General features: G+C 66.7%; 22 protein-coding genes. 9 read left to right on the forward strand and 13 right to left on the reverse strand.

Translation table 11 applies throughout. The annotated features are described in order from the left end of the window. The first annotated feature begins 56 nt into the window (after window positions 1–56). The gene (locus KUV81_RS17785; RefSeq protein WP_222545233.1) at window positions 57–722 is read left to right on the forward strand and encodes an SIMPL domain-containing protein; all 666 of its coding nucleotides are present in this window, start codon (window positions 57–59) and stop codon (window positions 720–722) included. Here the strand turns inward: KUV81_RS17785 and KUV81_RS17790 are convergent. Then, complete coding sequence (locus KUV81_RS17790; protein WP_222545234.1) at window positions 719–1,030, reverse strand: hypothetical protein; 312 nt, start codon at window positions 1,028–1,030, stop codon at window positions 719–721. The genes KUV81_RS17785 and KUV81_RS17790 overlap by 4 nt on opposite strands. Window positions 1,031–1,443: 413 nt before the next feature. On the opposite strand from KUV81_RS17790, the gene KUV81_RS17795 reads away from it, so the two are divergent. Together KUV81_RS17795 and KUV81_RS17800 are read left to right on the forward strand one after the other, a co-directional pair. Then, window positions 1,444–1,710 (forward strand): DUF4212 domain-containing protein, encoded by a 267-nt coding sequence (locus tag KUV81_RS17795; RefSeq protein ID WP_222545235.1) that lies wholly within the window; start codon window positions 1,444–1,446, stop codon window positions 1,708–1,710. 4 nt (window positions 1,711–1,714) lie between these two features. Then, window positions 1,715–3,472: a sodium:solute symporter family protein gene (locus KUV81_RS17800; protein WP_222545236.1), complete on the forward strand. Its 1,758-nt coding sequence runs from the start codon at window positions 1,715–1,717 to the stop codon at window positions 3,470–3,472. Between the two features lie 45 nt (window positions 3,473–3,517). Here the strand turns inward: KUV81_RS17800 and KUV81_RS17805 are convergent, their stop codons facing one another. Further along, window positions 3,518–3,748, reverse strand: a complete 231-nt coding sequence (locus KUV81_RS17805) for a hypothetical protein (RefSeq protein WP_222545237.1) — start codon at window positions 3,746–3,748, stop codon at window positions 3,518–3,520. A gap of 51 nt (window positions 3,749–3,799) precedes the next feature. Between KUV81_RS17805 and KUV81_RS17810 the strand changes: the two genes are divergently transcribed. The 3 genes from KUV81_RS17810 to KUV81_RS17820 all read left to right on the forward strand — a co-directional run bounded on the left by KUV81_RS17810 (window position 3,800) and on the right by KUV81_RS17820 (window position 6,962). Next, window positions 3,800–5,647, forward strand: coding sequence for a DUF294 nucleotidyltransferase-like domain-containing protein (locus tag KUV81_RS17810; RefSeq protein WP_222545238.1), 1,848 nt, complete (start codon window positions 3,800–3,802; stop codon window positions 5,645–5,647). Next, window positions 5,647–6,333: an exonuclease domain-containing protein gene (locus tag KUV81_RS17815; RefSeq protein WP_222545239.1), complete on the forward strand. Its 687-nt coding sequence runs from the start codon at window positions 5,647–5,649 to the stop codon at window positions 6,331–6,333. The genes KUV81_RS17810 and KUV81_RS17815 overlap by 1 nt, the downstream gene beginning before the upstream one ends. Before the next feature lie 68 nt (window positions 6,334–6,401). Continuing rightward, window positions 6,402–6,962 (forward strand): hypothetical protein, encoded by a 561-nt coding sequence (locus tag KUV81_RS17820; protein ID WP_222545240.1) that lies wholly within the window; start codon window positions 6,402–6,404, stop codon window positions 6,960–6,962. On the opposite strand, the gene KUV81_RS17825 is transcribed toward KUV81_RS17820, so the two are convergent. The 6 genes from KUV81_RS17825 to KUV81_RS17850 all read right to left on the reverse strand — a co-directional run bounded on the left by KUV81_RS17825 (window position 6,959) and on the right by KUV81_RS17850 (window position 13,223). Further along, the gene (locus KUV81_RS17825) at window positions 6,959–7,735 is read right to left on the reverse strand and encodes an HDOD domain-containing protein (RefSeq protein WP_222545241.1); all 777 of its coding nucleotides are present in this window, start codon (window positions 7,733–7,735) and stop codon (window positions 6,959–6,961) included. The genes KUV81_RS17820 and KUV81_RS17825 overlap by 4 nt on opposite strands. A 90-nt stretch (window positions 7,736–7,825) precedes the next feature. Further along, window positions 7,826–8,905, reverse strand: a complete 1,080-nt coding sequence (locus KUV81_RS17830; RefSeq protein WP_222545242.1) for a ketoacyl-ACP synthase III — start codon at window positions 8,903–8,905, stop codon at window positions 7,826–7,828. Window positions 8,906–8,963: 58 nt separating this feature from the next. Continuing rightward, complete coding sequence (locus KUV81_RS17835) at window positions 8,964–9,644, reverse strand: GntR family transcriptional regulator (protein WP_222545243.1); 681 nt, start codon at window positions 9,642–9,644, stop codon at window positions 8,964–8,966. A gap of 110 nt (window positions 9,645–9,754) precedes the next feature. Next, the gene (locus KUV81_RS17840; RefSeq protein ID WP_222545244.1) at window positions 9,755–11,287 is read right to left on the reverse strand and encodes an aldehyde dehydrogenase (NADP(+)); all 1,533 of its coding nucleotides are present in this window, start codon (window positions 11,285–11,287) and stop codon (window positions 9,755–9,757) included. A gap of 10 nt (window positions 11,288–11,297) precedes the next feature. Then, a complete protein-coding gene (locus tag KUV81_RS17845) occupies window positions 11,298–12,299 on the reverse strand; it encodes a 4-hydroxyproline epimerase (protein ID WP_222545245.1) in 1,002 nt (333 codons plus the stop codon). Window positions 12,300–12,308: 9 nt separating this feature from the next. Next, a complete protein-coding gene (locus KUV81_RS17850) occupies window positions 12,309–13,223 on the reverse strand; it encodes a dihydrodipicolinate synthase family protein (RefSeq protein ID WP_222545246.1) in 915 nt (304 codons plus the stop codon). A gap of 163 nt (window positions 13,224–13,386) precedes the next feature. Here KUV81_RS17850 and KUV81_RS17855 point away from each other — a divergent pair, with 163 nt between their 5' ends. Together KUV81_RS17855 and KUV81_RS17860 are read left to right on the forward strand one after the other, a co-directional pair. Next, a complete protein-coding gene (locus tag KUV81_RS17855) occupies window positions 13,387–14,412 on the forward strand; it encodes a proline racemase family protein (RefSeq protein ID WP_222545247.1) in 1,026 nt (341 codons plus the stop codon). A gap of 11 nt (window positions 14,413–14,423) precedes the next feature. Continuing rightward, a complete protein-coding gene (locus tag KUV81_RS17860) occupies window positions 14,424–15,650 on the forward strand; it encodes an NAD(P)/FAD-dependent oxidoreductase (RefSeq protein ID WP_222545248.1) in 1,227 nt (408 codons plus the stop codon). On the opposite strand, the gene KUV81_RS17865 is transcribed toward KUV81_RS17860, so the two are convergent. The 5 genes from KUV81_RS17865 to KUV81_RS17885 form a co-directional block, all read right to left on the reverse strand. Then, window positions 15,637–16,668 carry an HlyD family secretion protein gene (locus KUV81_RS17865; protein ID WP_222545249.1) on the reverse strand — a complete coding sequence of 344 codons (1,032 nt, stop codon included), beginning with the start codon at window positions 16,666–16,668 and terminating at the stop codon, window positions 15,637–15,639. The two genes, KUV81_RS17860 and KUV81_RS17865, sit on opposite strands and share 14 nt — an antisense overlap. Beyond that, window positions 16,665–17,111, reverse strand: coding sequence for a magnesium transporter (locus tag KUV81_RS17870; RefSeq protein ID WP_222545250.1), 447 nt, complete (start codon window positions 17,109–17,111; stop codon window positions 16,665–16,667). Before KUV81_RS17870 ends, KUV81_RS17865 begins: the two co-directional genes overlap by 4 nt. 175 nt (window positions 17,112–17,286) lie before the next feature. Beyond that, window positions 17,287–18,087: a D-hexose-6-phosphate mutarotase gene (locus KUV81_RS17875; protein WP_222545251.1), complete on the reverse strand. Its 801-nt coding sequence runs from the start codon at window positions 18,085–18,087 to the stop codon at window positions 17,287–17,289. Continuing rightward, window positions 18,053–19,405, reverse strand: a complete 1,353-nt coding sequence (locus KUV81_RS17880; RefSeq protein ID WP_222545252.1) for an aminopeptidase P N-terminal domain-containing protein — start codon at window positions 19,403–19,405, stop codon at window positions 18,053–18,055. Before KUV81_RS17880 ends, KUV81_RS17875 begins: the two co-directional genes overlap by 35 nt. Continuing rightward, a complete protein-coding gene (locus KUV81_RS17885; protein ID WP_222545253.1) occupies window positions 19,402–20,343 on the reverse strand; it encodes an ornithine cyclodeaminase family protein in 942 nt (313 codons plus the stop codon). The genes KUV81_RS17880 and KUV81_RS17885 overlap by 4 nt, the downstream gene beginning before the upstream one ends. Window positions 20,344–20,547: 204 nt before the next feature. Here KUV81_RS17885 and KUV81_RS17890 point away from each other — a divergent pair, with 204 nt between their 5' ends. Next, window positions 20,548–20,808, forward strand: coding sequence for a hypothetical protein (locus KUV81_RS17890; protein WP_222545254.1), 261 nt, complete (start codon window positions 20,548–20,550; stop codon window positions 20,806–20,808). Window positions 20,809–20,872 lie beyond the last annotated feature (64 nt).

Raw genomic sequence — 20,872 nt, forward strand, 5'->3', positions numbered from 1 at the left:
ATTGTCGACGGCTTACCGTACTATTTCAAGTAATCGCTTTATATAAGGAGGCGAATGTGGCATCGCTCAAAACCTGGACCTGCCTGTTGCTGCTGTTGCCCTCGCTGGCCATGGCGGAGGGGCGCTGGATTGAAGTGGAGGGGCTGGGCAGCCTCGAGGTGGCGCCGGACAGAGCTCGGCTGACCGGTCAGATCACCGCCTTGGCGAAAAGCCCCGACGAGGCCAAGGCCGAAGTGGACGAGGTGGTGGACCGGGTGCTGGATGCGCTGGATGAGGCGGAGCTCTCCCCCAGCCAGTACGGCGCCGGCAGCCTCACCCTGGGGCCGCGCTACGACTACCAGGAGCGTCAGCGGCGCCTGTTGGGCTACGAGGCCCGGCGCAGCGTCACCCTGGAGGTGGAGGTGGCCGAGGTGGCCACCTGGCTGGCCCGCTTTACCGAGCTGGGGCTGAACGAGCTGTCCAGTCCCGGCTACTTCGCCAGTGACGATCTGGAGCGTCGGCGCGATCTGTTTCGCCTGGCGCTGGAGGACGCCCTGGACAAGGCCGATGCCCTGGCCCAGCGGCTGGACAGCGAGCTCGGTGAGGTGCTGACCATCACCGAGCAGGGGGCCACCCCCATGCCGCGCCAGATGGCGATGGCGGAGGCGGCCGACAGCGGTCGTTACCAGCCGGCCCGTCAGGCCCAGCAGGTGCGCCTGCTGGTGCGAGTGGCCCTGGATTAAGCCAGGGTCTTCTTGGCTTTCTCCAACATGCTCAGCAGATCACCGGTGTTGTCGGCAAAGGGGTTTTTCAGGCTCGCCTGCTGCTGGGCCTGAAACTCCTCCTGCACCGCCGCCACCTGCTTGGCGGTTTTGTCGTTGGCCTTGCTCTGGGCGGCGGAGACCTTCTGGGTTTCCAGCTGCTGCTCGAACCCCTTGGCCGGCGCGCTCTGGGTGGCGGTGGACTTGGGTTGAATGTTGGCGTCGAAGTTGGCACCGGGCTCCCGGTGGTACTTGGACGTCATCTGGCTTTGTACCGGTGAGACGATCATGGGCTGTCCTCATTGGGTTTGGGGACCTGGGCAATGCAAGGAGTGTGCTCAATCGAACAGTTTCTGGCACCTGGGCGGCACAACCGGCCAAAAAAGCCGCAACTGTTTTGCCGGTGTTAACCGGGCAGAGCCCCAAGTTTGGAGCGATAACAAGGGCGTAACCTGGCCGGGGCAAGGCCTTGCCAGGCGGCAATAGGGGCATTGCCGCCGGGGCTGAGACTAAAGTCTAACGCCCTGAATGGGCCCTTCCAATGGGCCAGTGAACAACATTAAATTACTGAAACAAAAGGAAATTGTATTTTCGCCATTCCTTTTCGCTTCGCGCCCCTTTGACTAAGGTCGATCTTCCTCACACCGCCTCCCTTGCTAGGTTAGCTCTGACTATTCCAACGATAAGGAAAGGGGAGCAGCTCATGGCTTTCGAAAGCAACGAACAGGCAAAAGCATACTGGCGCGAGAACTTGCGTCTGATGCTCAGCCTACTGGCCGTCTGGTTCATCGTGTCCTACGGCTGTGGGATCTTGCTGGTGGACACCTTGAATGCCATCCAGCTGGGGGGGTTCAAACTGGGATTCTGGTTTGCCCAGCAGGGGGCCATCTACGTCTTTGTCGCCCTCATCTTCGTCTACGTGGCCAAGATGAACGCCCTGGATCAGAAGTACAACGTGCACGAGGACTGATGCGATGGACCTGCAAACATTGACCTACATCGTAGTGGGCGCCACCTTCGCCCTCTACATCGGCATCGCCATCTGGGCCAAGGCCGGCTCCACCAACGAGTTCTACGTGGCCGGTGGCGGCGTACACCCGGTGGCCAACGGCATGGCCACCGCCGCCGACTGGATGTCCGCGGCCTCCTTCCTCTCCATGGCGGGCCTTATCGCCTTTATGGGGTACGACGGTGCCGTCTACCTGATGGGCTGGACCGGGGGCTACGTGCTGCTGGCCCTGTGCCTGGCACCCTACCTGCGTAAGTTCGGCAAGTTCACCGTGCCGGACTTTATCGGTGACCGCTACTACTCCCAGACCGCCCGGACCGTGGCGGTGATCTGCGCCATCTTCGTCTGCTTCACTTACGTGGCCGGCCAGATGCGGGGCGTGGGCGTGGTGTTCTCCCGCTTCCTCGAAGTGGACGTCACCATGGGGGTGATCATCGGTATGGTGGTGGTGTTCTTCTACGCCGTACTCGGTGGCATGAAGGGGATCACCTACACCCAGGTGGCCCAGTACGTGGTGCTGATCACCGCCTACCTGGTGCCCGCGGTGTTCATCTCCATCATGCTGACCGGCAACTTCTTCCCGCAGATTGGCTTCGGCTCCGACCTGGTCTCTGAACCGGGCACCTCGGTGTTGTCCAAACTCGATGGCTTGATGTCGGAGTTGGGCTTCAGTCAGTACACGGACGGCTCCAAGTCCACCGTGGACGTGTTCTTTATCACCGCCGCCCTGATGGTGGGCACCGCTGGTCTGCCCCACGTGATTGTGCGCTTCTTCACCGTACCCAAGGTGGCCGATGCCCGGATCTCCGCCGGTTGGGCCCTGGTGTTCATCGCGCTGCTGTACACCACCGCACCCGCCGTGGCCGCCTTCGCCCGTCTGAACATGATTGACACCATCAACGGCCCGGACGGCAAGGGGACCCTCTACGCCGAGCGGCCCCAGTGGATCCAAAACTGGGAACAGACCGGTCTGATTGGCTTCTCCGGCACCGATGAGAACGTGACGGCCGCCGGCGCTGCTGGTGAGCAGATGGCGGAGCAGGGCGTGATGTTCTACTCCGGTGATGAGCGCAACAACATGAAGATCGACCGCGACATCATGGTGCTGGCCAACCCGGAGATCGCCAACCTGCCTAACTGGGTGATCGCCTTGGTGGCCGCAGGGGGGATCGCGGCGGCGCTGTCGACCTCGGCGGGCTTGCTGCTGGTGATCTCCACCTCGATCTCCCATGACCTGCTCAAACGGAACCTGATGCCCAACATTACGGACCGGCAGGAGCTGACCTACGCGCGGATCGCCGCGGCGGTGGCCATCTGCATCGCCGGTTACCTGGGGATCAATCCGCCCGGCTTCGTGGCGCAGGTGGTGGCATTCGCCTTCGGGTTAGCGGCATCGTCGTTCTTCCCGGCCATCATCATGGGGATCTTCTCCAAGCGCATGAACAAAGAGGGCGCCATTGCAGGCATGATCGTCGGCATCACCTTCACCGCCGGCTACATCCTGGCGTACAAGGGCGTGTTCTTCGAGCCGCTGATTGCCAACACGCCGGAGAACTGGCTGTTTGGGATCTCCCCCGAGGGGATCGGTACTCTGGGCATGCTGCTGAACTTCATCGTGGCCTTCTCCGTCAGCCGGATGACCCAGGAGTCACCGCAAGAGGTCCAGGATCTGGTGGAAAGCATCCGCTTCCCGAAAGGGGCGGGAGAAGCCACCCACCACTAAGCAAAAAGGGCACCGCAAGGTGCCCTTTCTCTTTGTTGTCTCAAATCAAACGCCGTTTAACGTCAGGTTGACGATGCGCAGCAGGATCCCGATAAATAGAAACAGGATGCCGCTGCGGTAGAAGCGGAACTCGCTGAGGCTGAGGTCCTTCAGCTTGCCCACCCAGATCTGCCACAGCGCGTGCCAGTTGGCGGTACGACGCAGGTACAGGCCGACCGCCACCACCACCAGGGCCAGGCCCAGGGTGAGGAAAAAGAGTTGTGCTATCGCAATCATGTCTCGCTCCCTGATGTTTTGCCCAGTGTATCAAGGATGTAATGGATAAACATGACCGACCACGACCTGGCGCCCATCATCGATTTTCTCGCCGAGCTGGTGCCCTTTGACCAGCTGGACGACGCCGGGCGGGAGACCGCGGCCCGGGGCATCGAGATCGCCTATTTCGCCAAGTCCAGCGGCGAGGTGCCCCTGGACTACGACAACCCCCACCTCTACATCGTCCGCTCCGGCGCCTTCGAGGTGCGCAGCGACCGGGGGGAACTGTTGGACCGGCTGGGAGAGGGGGACTACTTCGGCTTCCCCTCGCTGCTGACCGGCGAGCAGGTCAGCAACCGCATCCAGGTGCTGGAGGATGGCCTGGTCTACATCTTAAGCGAGTCCTGCTTCCGAGCCCTGAGAGCCCTGAGCCGGGATTTCGACCGTTTCTTTAACCGCAAGCACGCCGAACGGCTTCGCTACAGCGCTCGCTACCTGGCCCGGGAGCACCTCAATACTGCCCGGATCCGCTCGGTGATGGCCTCGCCGGCCAAGAGCGTGGGGCCCTTTGCCCCGGTGCAGGAGGCGGCGCGGTTGATGCGGGATGCCCGGATCTCCTGCCTGCTGGTGGTGCAGGACAACCGCCTGCTGGGGATCCTCACCGACCGGGACCTGCGTAACCGGGTGCTGGCGGAGGGGATCGCCGTGGACACCCCGGTCAACGAGGTGATGACCGCGGATCCCGTCTCCGTGCCCCCCAATACCCTGGTGTTCGAGGCGATGCTGGCGATGAGTCAGCACAACATCCACCATCTGCCGGTGGCCGAGGAGGGGGTGCCCCTGGGGGTGGTGACCAGCACGGATCTCATCCGGCTGCAGCGCAACGACCCTCTTCACCTGATTGGCGAGATTGACCGTCAGAGCGACCGGGCCACCCTGGTGCAGGTGGCCGGCCAGATCCCGGCGCTGCTGCAAAGCCTGATCCAAGCCGACGCCCGAGCGGAGGAGATCGGTCGGGTGCTGACCCTGGTGACCGATGCTCTGACCCGGCGTCTGCTGGTGCTGGGCCAGCAGGCCCTGGGGCCGGCTCCCATGGCCTGGTGCTGGCTGGCGTTCGGCTCCCAGGCACGGATGGACCAGGCGGGCAAATCGGATCAGGACAACGGCCTGTTGCTGGCCCGGGAGCCCAACGACGAAGAGCGGGATTACTTCCAGCGCCTGGCCACCTACGTCTGCGATGCGCTGAACGACAGCGGTTACATCCACTGCCCCGGCGGCATCATGGCGATGAACCCCAAATGGTGCCTCTCCCTGGCCCAGTGGCAGGCGCAGTTTGGCCGCTGGATCGATCAACCGGAGCCCAAGGCGGTGATGCACGCCAGCATCTTTTTCGACATGCGCGCCATCGCCGGTCGCGGCGATCTGGCCAAGACCTTGCAGCAATCGGTGTTGGCCCGCTGCAAGGACAACCAGATCTTCCTGGCGATGATGGCCACCAACGCCGGCCATAACTCGCCGCCGCTGGGGTTCTTCCGCCAGCTGGTGCTGGAGCGGGACGGGGAGCAGCGCAAGGCGCTGGACCTGAAACACAAGGGGCTGGCGATCATCAATGACGTGGCGCGGATCTACGCCCTGGCCTGCGGCAGCGAGGCGGTGGGTACCGCCCAGCGGATCCAGGCGGCGATGAAGGCGGGGCTGGTGACCCGCAAGGACGCCCTCAACCTGGCGGACGCCCAGGAATTTATCGCCCACCTGCGCCTGGCCAACCAGGGAGAACAGTGGAGTCGCGGTGAAGATCCCTCCAACTTCCTGCGCCCGGGCCGGGTGTCGGGGCTGACCCGTCACCAGCTCAAGGACGCGTTTGCCGTGGTGGCCCGGGCCCAGGACGGGGTCCGGCTGAGCTTTGCCCGGAGCCTGTGATGAGTGCCCTGGCTCATCGACTCAAACGCCTGGTGGCCGGCTGGGGTGCCTTGCCCGAGCCGCTGGCGCCCTTTTTCGAGGCCCCTGCGCCCAAGTTCTCTGCCGATTACCGCAGCCAGTCGCTGCTGGCGCTGGACCTGGAGCTGACCGGCCTCGACCTGCGCAACGACGCCATCCTCTCCATCGCCACTGTGCCCATCGAGGGGGGCCGGGTTCAGCTGTCGGATGCCTGGCATCAGCTGGTGGCCATCGACGGCGAGGTGGGGCAGAGCGCCACCATCCACGGCATCCACGACCGCCACCTGGCGGACGGCGTGCCCCTGTGCGACGCCCTGGCGGCCCTGGTGCCCCAACTGGCCGGCCGGGTGCTGGTGTGTCACCACGGCGCCCTGGACCTGGGTTTTCTCAACGCCGGTTTGCAGCACTGCTTTGGCCAGGGGTTGCCGCTGCTGGCGATCGACACCCTGCTGCTGGAGCAGCGGCGCCTGGAGCGGCGCGGTGAGGTGCTCAAGGGGGACCAGCTAAGGCTGGCCCAGTGTCGGCGTCGCTACGGCCTGCCGGACTACCCGGGCCACCACGCCCTGGTGGACGCCATCGCCTGTGGCGAGCTGCTGCTGGCCCAGGCCAGTGCCCTGGCAGGGCGCCAATCCCTGAGCCTCTCCGCCCTGCTCAAACTGAGTCGTTGAAAACCGTTACATTTTGATGTCCCCAAAGGACGCCGAACCCGCTAGGTTAGGGCCATAGGAGGTGTGAGATGGCCCTACCCGCACTGCTGTTGCTCGCCGGCGCCCTGGCCGCCGTGGAGTATCACGACCACCGCCGCCAGGTTCAGGCCCGGCGCTACCGCACGCCCAGTGGGCCGGCCCGCCTGGCCCTGGGACCCAGCCAGTGGATGCCCGGGGCGGTGGCGGTGACCCCGACGCCGGGCACCCTGATGGCCTGTCACGTGTTCGGGGTGGTGGAGCACACCGGGATCTGGCTGGGGGGGGATTGCATCGCCGAGCTGCACGGCAGCGGCCTGGTCCGGGGGGTCTCTGCCCAGCGCTTCCTGCACAACCGAAGCGGCGCCACCATCTTCTGCCTTAGTGACAGCCGGCATCGGGCCCTGGGCAGCGAGCGGGCCGCCGAGCGCGCCGCCAAGGCGCTGTTTACCTACCGGGATTACCACCTAAGACGCAACAACTGCCACCGCTTCGTCTGGGCCTGCTTAAGCGGGCAGGAGCAGGTGATCCCCAGTTTTTCCGCCCTCAATCGCCTGCTGGCGGAACACCACGATACCCACCTCTACTGGGATCCGGCCAGGCTGAGCCCCTAGACGGGGCTGGGCTGGGGGTCACACTCAGCCAGATCCTCGGCGCTCAGTCCCAACTGGGCCAGCGCCGCCTCTGGCAGTGGAGCCCGGGGACCCGCCATCACCCGGTGCCGGGCCAGGGCCACCAGGGTGGCCAGGGCGCGACTGGGGCCGGGGGCTCGCTCCGGGTCCAAATGGTGGCGGCAGACGTCGCCGATGAGGGCTGGAAACTGCCAGCGCCGGGCCAGTTCGGCCCCCAGATCCCCGTAATCGAACCCCAGCAGCTCCCGCTCCACAAGGTGGCGCGGGGTGCCCTGGGCGCTGCGCGCCATCACCTGCTGGGCCTGGGCCGGCAGGCTTTGGTGAAGAAACAGCTGGCCGACGCTGTGCAGCAGACCGCAGGTGGCGGCCTGGCCCGGATCAAGCCGACAGCGCCGGGCCAATGCGGCGCTCAGTTGGGCGCAGGCCAGGTTCTGTTGCCAGAAGCGTTCGGTATCCAGGTGGGGGACGTGCTGCAGGCGCTGCTGCATGGCGGTGCACAGCACCAGCATCTTGAGGTTGTTAAGCCCCAGCAGGATGGCGGCGTCATTGACGCTGTCCACCTGCCGGGCACCGGCAAAGCGGGCGGAGTTGGCCAGGCGCAGCACCTTGGTGGCGAAGCCCTGGTCCTGGGCCAGTTGGTCGGCAATGTTGAGCAGGTCCGGCTCCGGCTGGGCGAACGCCGCCATCAGGGACTGCACCAGGGGGCCGAGGCTGGGCAGCCGCTGCACATCGGCAAACAGCCGTTGAATGTCCATATTCCGTGTGTCCTTGTCACTTGGGCCAAAGGCCCGGGCCACACCAGTATGGCACTAAACGCAATCAGGCCGCGATAGCGGCCTGATTTTTCAGCGGTTTGCGACGGCTCGGTCTCGTTCGACGGCGCTTTGAATCAGCGTCAGGGCGTCGACGTCGCAGGGCGGCAGTTCGGCGTCACTCTGGGCCAGCGGTGTGGTGCGCTCGCCCCACTTGATCACCGCCGCGGCGGAGGTCAGGCCGGCGCCGAAAGCGCAGGAGAGCAGGGTGTCGCCGGGCTGGATCCGGCCGGACTCCAGGGCATCGCACAGGGCGATGGGCACCGTGGCGGCGGAGGTGTTGCCGTAGTGCTCGATGTTGACGAAGGCCTTCTCCTTGGGGAGCCCCATCTTGCCGATCAGGGTGTCGATGATCCGCACGTTAGCCTGGTGGGGCACCACCAGGTCGACCTGCTCCGGCGATACGCCGCTTTCCGCCAGCACTTGCTGGCTCAGGCGACCCATGCCGGCGATGGCGCGCTTGAAGATCTCCCGCCCCTCGAACTGCAGGAAAAACTCCATGGCGTGGGGGCTGCCCTTGTCCATGTTGGTGCCAAAGCCGGACACCTTGAGGATCTCCCGCCCTTCGGGGTCGTTGTTCATGGCGTAGCTGAGTACTCCGGCCTCATTGTCGCTGGCCTCCAGCACCACGGCGCCGGCGCCGTCGCCAAAGAGCACCGCGGTGTCCCGCAAGGTCCAGTTGAGGTAGAAGGTCAGGCGTTCGGCGCCCACCACCAGCACCCGCTGGCACTGGCCGGAGCGGATCTGGGCGGTGGCCAGTCCCAGGCCGTAGAGGAACCCGGAGCAGGCGGCGTTGATGTCGAAGGCCGCGCACTGGGCACCGATGTTGGCCTGCACCGTGGCGGCGATGTTGGGCACCAGGGTGTCCGGCGTCGCGGTGGCCAGGATGATCATGTCGATGTCGCTGCCCTTAAGGCCGGCCGCGGCCAGGGCGCGCTGGGCGGCCACGGTGGCCAGCTCGGAAGTGCCGACGTGGCTGATGTGGCGCTGGCCAATGCCGGTACGGGTGCGGATCCACTCGTCGCTGGTGTCCATAAAGGTGGCCAGATCGTCGTTGGTCAGCACGGCCGGTGGCAGGCATTTACCCCAGCCGGTGATTTCGGCAGAACGCATGGGAAGACTCCTGAAAGGCGGCGTCACATCGCCGCTTCTTTGATAATAGTGGGACGCCTTAGGCTTGAAGCGCCACGTGCTCCGCCACCAGGGATTTGACCCCCTCGGCGGCGTGCTCGATGTGCGCGCGAAGCAGGGCCGTGGCCCCCTCGACGTCCCGTTGACGACACCGCTCCAGCAGCTCCCGGTGCTCCTGTTCAGCCCGGGGAATGCCGCCGGCCAGCAGCAGCTGCAGCCGGATGTAGCGGTCGGAATTGGTGTTCAGGCCCCGCACCACCTCCAGGGTGTGGGGGCGGTCGGCGCCGGCATAGAGACTCAGGTGGAACAGGGTGTTGAGTTCGCTCCAGCTGTTGACGGCGTTCTCCGCTTGGAAGGCGGACTCCAGTTGCTCCAGGTAATCCTGGGCCAGCGCCAGCTGGGCCGGGGAGAGCCGGGGAATGGAGCGGGCCAGCAGGCCGGGCTCAATGAGCGCGCGCAACTCGAACAGCTCCTCCACCTGGGTGACCGACAGCTCGGTGGCGGTGGCCCCCTTGTGGGCCTCGAATCGCACCAGCCCTTCCGCTTCCAGCTGCAGCAGGGCTTCTCGGACCGGGATCCGGCTGACGTTGAGCTCGGTGGCCAGCGCACTCTGGCGCAGGGGTTCACCGGCTTTGATCTCGCCGGAGAGGATCTTCTCCCTCAGCACCTCGACCACGACCTGGGTACGGGTTTTGTGAATGATGGGGCTTCCCTGACGCATCCTGTATATTTTCGAAAACCTGAACTGGCCACTAGGTTACCCATTCACAGGGGCAAAGAAAAGGGAGCCACCAGCGTGGCTCCCTGCAGATCACTGTCCTTTTTGAGTTTTTACTTCAATGCTGCGGGAAGCTGGTGCTGAGGCCAGTTCTGATAGGCCACCGGGCGCAGGAACCGCTGCATCGCCTGGGCCCCTACCGAGGTGGTCTGGGGAGCGGTGCTGGCCGGCCAGGGGCCGCCGTGGTTTTGGGCCGCGCACACCTCCACCCCGGTGGGCATCTGGTTGGCGATCAGCCGCCCGGCCCGGTAGGCGAGGCGCTCCAGCAGGGACGCTTGATGGGCAAAGTCCGCCTCGTTGCCGTGCACCGAGACGGTGAGCTGGCCGGGCAGGGCGTCCACCAGGGCGTCGTCCAAGCCATCCTGGATCACCAGCACGCAGGGGCCGAACACCTCCTCGAACAGCACCGGATTGTCCAGGGCGTCATCCCGGTGCACCCGATAGAGCCGCGGCACGGCGCCGTTGGGGTGGCCCTGCTCTTGTCCCTGCCCCTGCCCTTGTCCCCGGGCCAGCAGGGTGACCCCGGTCTGGCTGGCCAGGCGTTCGACCTGGCGGCGGTAGGCCTTGGCGATCCCCGGGGTCAGCATCACCCCGTCGGACTGGCTTTTGAGCCCCTCGGACAGGTGGGCCAGGTAGCGCTCGGCGCCCTCAGTCTGGGGTAGCAACACCAGGCCCGGACTGGTGCAGAACTGCCCCTGGCCCATCATCATGGAGTCCAACTGGGCCTGGGCCAACGCCTCGGGCTGCTCCGCCAATCGGCCCGGCAGCAGCAGCTGCGGGTTGACCGCCCCCAGCTCGCCGAAAAAGGGGATGGGGCGGGGCCGGCTGGCCGCTTCCCGGGCCAGGCTCTGGCCCACCGCGGCGGAGCCGGTAAAGCCCACCGCGGCGATGCCGGGGTGGCGCACCAGGGCCAGCGAAAGGGCCGGTGTGCGCCCCTGCAGCAGGGCAAAGAGCCCCGGGGGCAGGCCACAGGCCTCGATGGCCCGGCCGATGGCACCGGCCACCAGCTCGGCGGTGCCGGGGTGGGCCGGGTGACCCTTGACCACCACGGGGCAGCCGGCGGCCAGGGCCGAGGCGGTGTCACCGCCGGCCACGGAGAAGGCCAGGGGGAAGTTGGATGCACCGAACACCGCCACCGGGCCCAGGGGCACCTGGCCCAGGCGCAGGTCCGGTCGCGGCAGGGGCTGGCGGTCCGGCAGCGCCGCGTCCTTCAGCACCGCCTGCAGGGGGGCGCGCAGCCAGGTTGCAAAGGCGCGCAGCTGACCGCAGGTGCGGCCCCGCTCCCCCTCGAGCCGGGCCCGGGGCAGGGCGGTCTCCTGCTCGGCGCGGGTGATGAGCGCCTCCCCCAGGGATTCGATCCCCTCGGCGATCGCCTCCAGCAGCCTTGCGCGGGTCTCGGCGGGGGTTTGGCGATATGCCACAAAGGCGGTTTCGGCGGCGGCCACCGCCTGGGCCACCTCCTGTTCGCTGGCCTCGGCGAAGGCCGGGGCAAGGGGGGCGTCGGCCCGGGGATCCCAGGCCAGGAAATCGGTTTGGGGCGCGCCGCACCAGCGGCCGGCGATCCAGTGTTGTCCGGTCAGTGTCATGGAAAAATCCTTATTTCACCTGAAAACCAAAGGCGTAGGGGTCGGCATCGTCCACCACCAGGGTGTTGTGGCCGAACACCCGGGCCCAGCCCTGGATGCTGGGCACGATGGCCGGGCGTCCCGCCAGCTCGGTGACCCGCTCCACCCGACCCACGAACTGGCTGCCGATGATCGACTCGTGGACGTAGCGGTCGCCCTCGGCCAGCAGGCCCTTGGCAAAGTGCTGGGCCATCCGCGCGCTGGTGCCGGTGCCGCAGGGGGATCGGTCCAGGGCCCGCTCGCCGTAGAACACCGCGTTGGCGCCGTCGGAGTCGGGCCGGGTGGGGGTGCCGGTCCAGAGCACGTGGCTGACCCCCCGCACCGTGGGATCCTCGGGGTGGACGCAGGCCAGGGTGGCGTCGGCCACCTGGCGCACTATGGGGCTCCAGCGCAGCAGGGTGTCAGCGGACCAGTGCTCGATGCCGGGGAAGTGCGCCTGGGGTTCGACGATGACGTAGAAGTTGCCGCCGTAGGCCACGTCCACGGTGAGCGAACCCAGCCCCGGCACTTCCAGGGTCTGGTCGGCGTGGGCCAGGTAGGCGGGGACATTGGTCAGCCGCACCCAGGCCACCTTGTCGCCTTCCTGCTGGTACTGCACCTGGATGAGCCCGGCGGGCACCTCCAGGCGCAGCTGGCCGGGCACCTTGGGGGTAATCAACCCCGCTTCCAGCGCGGCGGTGACGGTGCCTATGGTGCCGTGGCCACACATGGGCAGGCAGCCGGAGGTCTCCACGAAGAGGATGGCGGCGTCGTTGGCCTCATCACAAGGGGGGTAGAGAAAGGCACCGGACATCATGTCGTGGCCCCGGGGCTCAAACATCAGCGCCTGGCGGATCCAGTCGTGGTGGGCCAGGAAATCCTGTCGTTTCTCGCTCATGGTCCGGCCCACCAGCGGCGGGTGGCCGCTGGTGATCAGGCGCACCGGATTGCCACAGGTGTGGGCGTCGATGCAGGCGAAGGTGCCTTTGATCATGCCGCCCCCTCAGTCCAGGTTGTAGGGGGCCAGGGAGGGGCGCTGGGCCATCGCCTGCTCGAACACCCGGGTGACCCGCTTCCGCTCGGCACCACTGAGGGGCAGACGCGGGGCCCGCACGGTTTCGCTGCCGCGCCCGGCCAGCTGCTCCGCGTACTTGATGCACTGCACCAGGTGGGGCACGGTATCCAGCCGCAGCAGGGGCAGGAACCAGCGCCACAGGGTGAGCGCCTCCTGGTAGCGCCCCGCCTGGGCCAGCTTGAAGATGGCCACCGATTCTCTGGGGAAGACGTTGGTCAGCCCGGAGATCCAGCCGGTGGCGCCCAGCATCAGGCTCTCCAGGGCGATGTCGTCCACCCCGCAGAACACGATGAAACGATCGCCGAAGCGATTGTGCAGCTCGGTGATGCGGCGGGTGTCGGTGGTGGACTCCTTGATCGCCACGATGTTGGCCTCCTCGGCCAGCTCGGCGGTCATCTCCAGGTCGATGTCCACCCCGTAGGTCACCGGGTTGTTGTAGATCATGATGGGCAGGGCGGTGGCCCGGGCCACGGTGCGGTAGTGGTAGAGGGTCTCCTCCCGGTTGGCCCGGTAGACCATGCCCGGCAGCAGCATGATGCCGTCCACCCCCATCGCCTCGGCGTCACGCACGTAGTCGACGGCGAAGGCGGTGGTGGTTTCGGCGCAGCCGGCGATCACCGGAATGCGCCCCTTGGCCACGCTCAGGGTGTGGCGCAGGAAGGTGCGCTTCTCCTCGGCGCTCAGGGAGCAGTTCTCCCCCACGGTGCCCAGGGCGATGATGCCGTGGATGCCGTCGTCGATGAGCTGCTCCAGCATCCGCTGGTTGGCCGCCAGGTCCAATTGACCGTTGGCGTGAAACTGGGTGGAGATGGCGGGATAGACACCGTACCAATCAACCTTCATGGAAGATCCCTCTTTGCTGTAGTGTTGGCCTGAAGCAGGCGATTGCGTTGACTTGAATATTGTATACAATTATAAAATCGGTAACGCAAGTACCGGTTACTCTAACCCAAGCTGGTCGAATCTCGACCGTTTTTTGACCAAGGTCGATAGCGGAGGAAAGACAATGACATGGACGGTTCCCGCTGCCCTTAGCCAGGGCGCCACCCGGTTCACCACCCTGGACGCCCACACCGAGGGGGAGCCGCTGCGGATCATCACCGGCGGCTATCCGCCCCTGCCCGGTGACAACATTCTGGCCAAGCGACGCTACCTGACCGAACACCTGGATCACTACCGCCGTCTGCTGATGCACGAACCCCGGGGCCACAGCGACATGTACGGGGCGCTGCTGACCGAACCGGTGACCGACGACGGCGACTTCGGGGTGCTCTTTTTGCACAACGAGGGCTACTCCTCTATGTGCGGCCACGCGGTGCTGGCCCTGGCCCAGGTGGCGGCCCAGTGTGGCGAACGCCGCGCCCCCTTTACCCTGAAGATCGACGCCCCCGCCGGGCGGGTCACCGCCTACCTGACCCCCACCGATTCGGGCTGGGAGGCCTGTTTCGATAACGTCGCCAGCTTTGTCGAGTGCCTGGACCAGACCGTCGAGGTGCCCGGGCTGGGGCGGGTGGCCTACGACATCGCCTTCGGCGGGGCCTACTACGCCTTTGTCGATGCCGATGCCCTGGGGCTCAGCCTGGTCCCGGAGCAGGGTCAGGCCCTGAAGCAGGCCGGGCAGGCGATAAAGCAGGCGGTGGCCGAGGCCTGGCCCTTGAGCCACCCCCTCGAGCCGGACCTGAGTTTTCTCTACGCCACCATCTTCACCTCGGCCCGGGTGGCCGAGGCGGGGCGCCACAGCCGTCATGTGTGCATCTTCGCCGATGGCGAGCTGGATCGCAGCCCCACCGGCACCGGGGTGTCGGCCCGGGCCGCTCTGCTGCACGCTCGGGGGGCGCTGGCGTTGGGCCAGAGCATTGAGATTGAGAGCATCGTCGGCGGGCGGATGGGGGTGAGGGCGCTTGAGAGCCTGGACTACCACGGCAAACCGGCGGTGGTGCCCCGGGTCAGCGGGCGGGCCTGGATCACCGGGGAGCACCGCTTCTACCTGGACCCCAAGGACCCCTTTCCCCAGGGCTTTCTGATCCGCTGATGGAGGGGGCGATGAACAACGAAGATGTGGTGATCGTCGGTGCCGGGGTGGTGGGGCTGACCACGGCCGCGGCGCTCAGCCGCGCCGGCCGCCGGGTGCTGCTGCTGGACCCCCTGGGGCCGGGGGAGGGCACCTCCTACGGCAACGCCGGCCACTTTGCCACCGAGCAGGTGTTCCCTTTGGCGGATCCGGCGCTGCTGCCCCGTCTGCCGGGGATGCTGCTGGACCCCCTGGGGCCCTTTCGCATCCGCCTGGGTTACCTGCTTCGGGCCCTGCCCTGGTTTGGCCGCTTCCTGCTCAACATGCGCGCCGGGGCCCGGGCCCGAAACACCGAGGCGCTGCGCCGGCTCAATGAAGCGGCCCTGGCCCAGTGGGGCGCGCTGCTTGGGGAGTGGGGGCTGGAGTCGCACCTGGTGCGCGAAGGCTCTTTGCTGGTGTTTGAGCGGACCGACGAGGCCAAGGTGCAGAGGATATTGGCCCAGTACCTAAGCCAGGGGGTGGCGGCCCGCTACCTGGACAGGGCGGCGCTCAGGGCGTTGGAGCCGGCGCTGTCGGAGGCGGTGCAGCGGGGGATCTGGTTTACCGATACCGGTCACACCCCGGACCCCTATGCCTTGAGCCTGGGGATCTGGCAGCGACTTCGCGAGCAGGGAGCCCGTCACAGGGCGGTGTCGGTGGCGGCCATCGAGCCGGGGGGCACCGTGGTGCTGGAGGGTGGAGAGCGCCTGGTGGCCCGTGAGGTGATCCTCTGTGCCGGGGCCCACTCCAAAGTCTTGGCGGCGGGGGTGGGGCACCGCCTGCCCCTGGACACCGAACGGGGTTATCACCTGATGCTGCCCGGTCACAGTGGCCTGACCCGGCCGGTGAGCAGTTACGAGCGCAGCTTTATCATCACCCCCATGGCCGGCGGCACCCGCCTGGCGGGCACCGTGGAGTTTGCCGGGCTGGCCGCCCCCATGGACCCACGCCGGGCGGACATCCTGTTGACCCATGGCCAGGCGCTGCTGCCGGGGCTTGAGGGCAAAGGGGCCGAACGCTGGATGGGGTATCGGCCCAGCCTGCCCGACTCCCTTCCGGTGATGGGGGCCGCCGCCCCCGGGGTGTGGTTCAACTTTGGCCACCAGCACCTGGGGCTGACCCAGGCGGCGGTGAGCGGTGCCTGGCTGGCGGATGCGGTGCTCCAGGGGCAGAGCGCGCCGCTGGCGCCCTTCTCCCCCCGGCGCTTTACAGGGCCTTGAAGTAGGCCTTCAGCGCACTCAGGCGCACCGTGGCCGCACCGATGATGTCGATAAAGCCCAGGGCGGAGTGGGGCTTGGTGCCGGAGATCCAGGCCGAGCCCACGGCGCCGATGGGCAGTTCCAGCCCCTCGGGCTCCTCGAACTCGATGATCACCGTACGGCCCACCGAATTCATGCCCCGGCCAACGAACTGGCGGGTCATGGGGTCCCCGGCCACGGGGCTTAAGCTGGCCTCACCGGTGCCCGGGCGTATCGAGTGCACCCGCCCACGGAAGATCTGCCCCGGGTAGGCGTCCACGTAGAACTCGGTGAAGGCGCCCTCCACCAGGTGGCCGTAGAACTGGTCCGCCACCCGCACCTCGAGAAACTTCCGGCTGGTATCGTACAGGTGCATGTTGCCAACCCGGCTGCCGGCGGCCAGGTTCACCACCGATAACTGGCCATCGAAGGGCGCCACCACCTGCTGACGGTCCCGCAGAAACTCCACCCGACGCCGCTCCGCCTGCACAGACGCGATCTGGGCCTCGGCGGACTGGATCTCCGCCCGCAGGGTCGCCACCTGGGTGGTGAGATCGTCCCGGCTCTGCTCACTGGCGAAATCCTCCAGCGCCTCCTGACGGGCCAGGTCCCGCTTGTTCTGCGCCTTCTGGGTGTAGAGGGCGTCGATCTTGCGGCGGGTGGCCTTGATCTGGGCCTCCAGGGAGGCCACCTGGGCGGCGGTCTCCTCATCCACCAGGGTGTAGATAAGATCGCCGGCCTGCACCTTTTGGTTGTGGGTGACGAACACCTCGTCCACCTGCTGGCCCACCAGGGGGGAGAGGATCGCCTGGGGCGCCCGCACCGTGGCGGAGTTGGTCAGGTCCACGTAGGCCCAGTAGCGGCTGCCGGTAAACAGCATCGCCAGGATGAAGACGCCGATGGCGGTGGACCAGAACTGGGTCTTGAGGTTCCAGGGCATCACCTTGAGCTTGACCAGCAGCCAGATCAGCAGCGCGTAGGGGATCATGATCTCTTTCATTGACGGGTCTCCTTCTGCATGCCGGCCCGGATCACCCGGGAGAGGTGATCGCCGATGGCGTTCCAGGGGGTAAAGGCCAGGATGATGGCCAGCACCCACCAGGCCTTGTTGATGAACAGACCGCACAGGCAAAGACCGAAGATCACCTTGGTGAGCAGGTGGTTCTCGCCCTGGGCCTTGTGCACCGGGATCTCATGCAGGTTCCACAGCAGCTTGAGCAGCAACACCACCAGGGCCAGGGTGACCACGAAGAGGAACCCCATAAACCACTCGGCGTCCAGCAGCACCATGATCGCCGGCACCTCGGCGAAGTAATCCACCGGCAGATCCTGGCCGTGGACGGTGCTGAGCCCGGTGAAAAACACCATCAGGCCGGCAGCGGCGGCCAGCAGGGCCAATTTAAGGCCCAGCTTCATCAGCCGGGCGGACAGGGATGGGGTCATCGGGGTCGCCTCAAGGTCGTTCAGGAGCGGGCAGACTAGAGGGCGGGGGCGAGGGAGACAACGGGCCGGGATCACATACGCCGGCGATTGCATTGGTTCAGCTTAGGTTTAGCTAGTAACTTACTGAAAAATATAAATAAGCAGTAATTCTCGCCTTGCTTAATTTGAAATTAAGTTAGACGGCACTCAGCCGTTGATGCAGGGTGTGGCTGGCCCCGGGGGCCAGGGTCAGGGAGCTGAGCGCCCGCGCGCTCTCCAGACAGAGGAACTCCTGCTCGCCGCCGGGGTGGAGATCACCGATCCCCATCGCGCCCTCGGCACCGGGGTTCCAGATCACCATGGCGTCGTGGCCCTCGTTGGCCACCGTCAAGGCGCCGCGCTCCTGGGGCAGCACCACCCGGTCCAGCTGTGGCACCACGGCATCCACCGGCACCGGCGGGCAGGGGGGCTCGAAGCGGGCCTTGGCACCGCCGGACAGCTTGTCCAGGTAGGGGCGGTAGGCCAGCTCCCCCAGGCTGAGGCCCGGCAGGTCGGCGGCCAGGTAGCTGTGCAGGGCGGCGGTAAAGGCCCAGGGGGCCCGGTCGGTGTTGGTGACGGTGAGGCTCATCGACAGGCTGTCCGGGGTCAGGCAATAGGCCATCTGGGCCTCGAAGCGGTGGGGCCACAGGGCCATGGTGGCCTCGTCGTCGCACAGGCTCAGCACCAGGCGGGCCTGCTGCGCACTCGCTTCCTGCTGGGCGACCTGCCAAAGCCGGGTGCGGGCGAAGCCGTGGCTGGGGCCCGGGTGGTCTTTGCCGAACCAGGGAAAGCACAAAGGCACGCCGCCGCGGATGGGGCCGCTGCCGTCCATCAGCGCCGTTCGACTGAGCCAGAGCCGCTGCTGCTCCCCCTGGCGCCAGCCCAGCGCCTGGGCGCCGAAGGGGGTCACCGTCAGGGTGCTGTCACCGCAGCTCAGGGTGAGGATGGGCAGGGACATGGACACTCCTTGTGATGGGTTGGCTGCCGACCAGTCGCTCCAGCTCGTCCACGGTGCGCGGAGCCGAGGCGGAGAGGTTCTCGGCGCCAGTATGAGTGACCAGTATGTCATCTTCAACACGCACGGCGATCCCCCGCCAGCGGGGATCCAGGTCCTCGGCATCACTGGGAATGTAGAGCCCCGGCTCCAGGGTCAGCACCATGCCCGGGGCCAGGGGGCGCCACTGACCATCGGCTTGGCGGTACTGGCCGACGTCGTGTACATCCAGCCCCAGGAAGTGGCCGGTCTTGTGCACGCTGAATCGCTTGTGGGCCTGCTGGTCCAACAGCGTTTCCAGCTCGCCCTCGAGGATCCCCAGCTCCAACAGGCCCTGGGTCAGGACCCGACAGGCGGTGTCATAGAGCCGCCCCCAGGGCACGCCGGGGGCCACCTCGGCGATGGCGGCGTCCAGGGCCGACAGCACCAGCTCGTACAGCTGGCGCTGGGGGGCGCTGAAGCGACCGCTGACCGGGTAGGTGCGGGTGATGTCCGAGGCGTAGCCCTGATACTCGGCCCCGGCGTCGATAAGCAGCAGCTCCCCGGCAAGCAGGGGTTGGTCGTTGCAGTCGTAGTGCAGACACAGGGCGCGCTCCCCCCCGGCGACGATGTTGGGGTAGGGATCGCTCTCGCAGCCCCAGTGGGCCAAAGTGGCGTTGAACGCCTGGCTGAGCTGGCGTTCGTTCACCCCGGGGGCGGTGTGAGTCATCACCACCCGATGGGCGTCGCAGGCGGCGCTCACCGCGTGGCGCAGCAGGGCGATCTCGGTCTCGGACTTGATGACCCGCATCTCGTGGGCCACGCCGGCCAGGGGCTCCAGGCTGCGAAAGTGGCGCCGCTGGTCGAACTTGGTGCTGCGCCGCTGCTGGTTGGCCCAGCCCCAGGCCCGCTGGGTCAGGCGCTGCTCCTCGTCTCCCAGCAGCACCCGGGTACGCCCCTCCAGCAAGGTGGGCAGCACCTCGTCGAGCTGCGCCAGGGGGTAACCGCGATCCGCCCCCAGGGTGTCCACCACCCCTTGGGGCCCCAACCGGGCGCCGAAACTGGTTTCTGCCTCCGGGTCCCGGGGGCGACAGAAAAGCACGAAGGGCTCGGCGTGGCCGGGGCGGATCACCGCCACCGCGTCGGGCTCGTCGAAGCCGGTGAAATAGAGAAAGTCCTTGTCCTGGACAAAGCGATAGGGTTGGTTCTTAGAACGGGTGCGCTGGGGGGCAGCGGCCAAAATCACCGCACAGTTGGCGTCCAGCTGGTGGCACAGGGCGCGGCGGCGCGCTTGATGGGTCATGGGGTCTCCTTGTGGTGGCGCTCCACCAGACGGGCGGCGGCCAGGTCTTCCAGGGCGTGGCCGACGGACTTGAACAGGGTGATCTCAGATTCGCAGGTCCGGCCCGGGTGGGCCTCCCGGGTCAGCTCGAACAGGCTGGCCTGGATCCGCTCGGGGGTGATGACGCCCCGGGCCAGGGGCTGGACCAGATCGCCGGTCTCCTTAAGGGCGCCCTCCCGGCTGTCCACAAACAGGGTGCAGCGGCGCACCACCTCGTCGTCCGCCTCCCGCATGTCCGGTCGGTAGGCCCCCACCAGGTCAAGGTGTTGCCCGGGGCGCAGCCAACGGCCCTGGATCAGCGGCGTCTGGGACAGGGTGGCGACGCTGATGATCTCCGCCTGGGGCACGGCGCTGGCCAGGCAGTCCACCGCCTCCAGGGCGACCCCCAGGGGGGCGAGTCGCTCGGCCAGGGCCCGGGCCTTGGCGGGCTTTCGGCCCCAGATCAGCACTCGGCGAAGGGGGCGGACCTGGCAGTGGGCTTCAATCAGCAGCGGGGCCAGGGTGCCGGTACCCACCATCAGCAGGGTGTCGGCGCCGTGGGGGGCCAGGTAGCGGGCCGCCAGGGCGGAGGCGGCGGCGGTACGCCGGGCGGTCAGGGCCGGGGCATCCAGCATCAGCTCCGGGGTGCCGGTGGGCAGGTCCAGCAGCAGGTAGATCCCCTGGATGCTGGGCCTGTCCTGGTTGTGGGGGGCCACGGTCACCAGTTTGACCCCGGCCTTATCGCCGGATTGCCAGGCGGGCATCAGCAGCAGCGTGGTTTCCCGATGACCGGGGTTGGTCATGTCGTGGTGGTGGCGCAGGGGCACTGTGGCCCCCTCGGCAAAGGCCTGCGCCAGGGCCGGGATCAGCGTGTCGAAGGGCAGGGCGCGGTGCACCTGTTCGGCGGTCAGTGAGATCATAATTGCATACAATATCCGTTTGTGCGTTTGATGATAGGGGGCCGAATCGGCGAAGTCACTCATCAAGGGGAAATTAATTCGATTCTCACTGTCGCAAAAGCGCTTCTCGACTAGATTTAAATCTCTATTAACTGCCGAGCCTTGCCGATGCGCAGAGTCACTCGTGGTGAAATAGAATGGACTCTGCTTCCCCCCCTTAAGGATTTGCTGCCTTATCGCTTCGAAAACGGGGCCTCATTCAAGGGGTTTCGGGCCGAGTGCGACAGTTGTGGCACCTACATTGAACTGCCCCAGGTGCACGGCAATATCACCCCGCTGGCGGGCAACCGCTGCGTGGTCAATGCCCGGGGCCGCTGCCCCGACTGCGGCACTTTGTGTGAGTACCTCTACCTGCTGAGCGCCGAGGGGGAGATGTCCGCCCAGCGCCTGGACGAGTTTGAAGACCCGCCTCGCCCCAACGCCTGATCCCGTCTCTCTGTTCTTCCTGTCATCCTGTCGTTTCCAGCCAATCGCACACGCCCGCCCAAGG

The organism is Ferrimonas balearica, from assembly GCF_019802085.1.
Classification (GTDB): domain Bacteria; phylum Pseudomonadota; class Gammaproteobacteria; order Enterobacterales; family Shewanellaceae; genus Ferrimonas; species Ferrimonas balearica_B.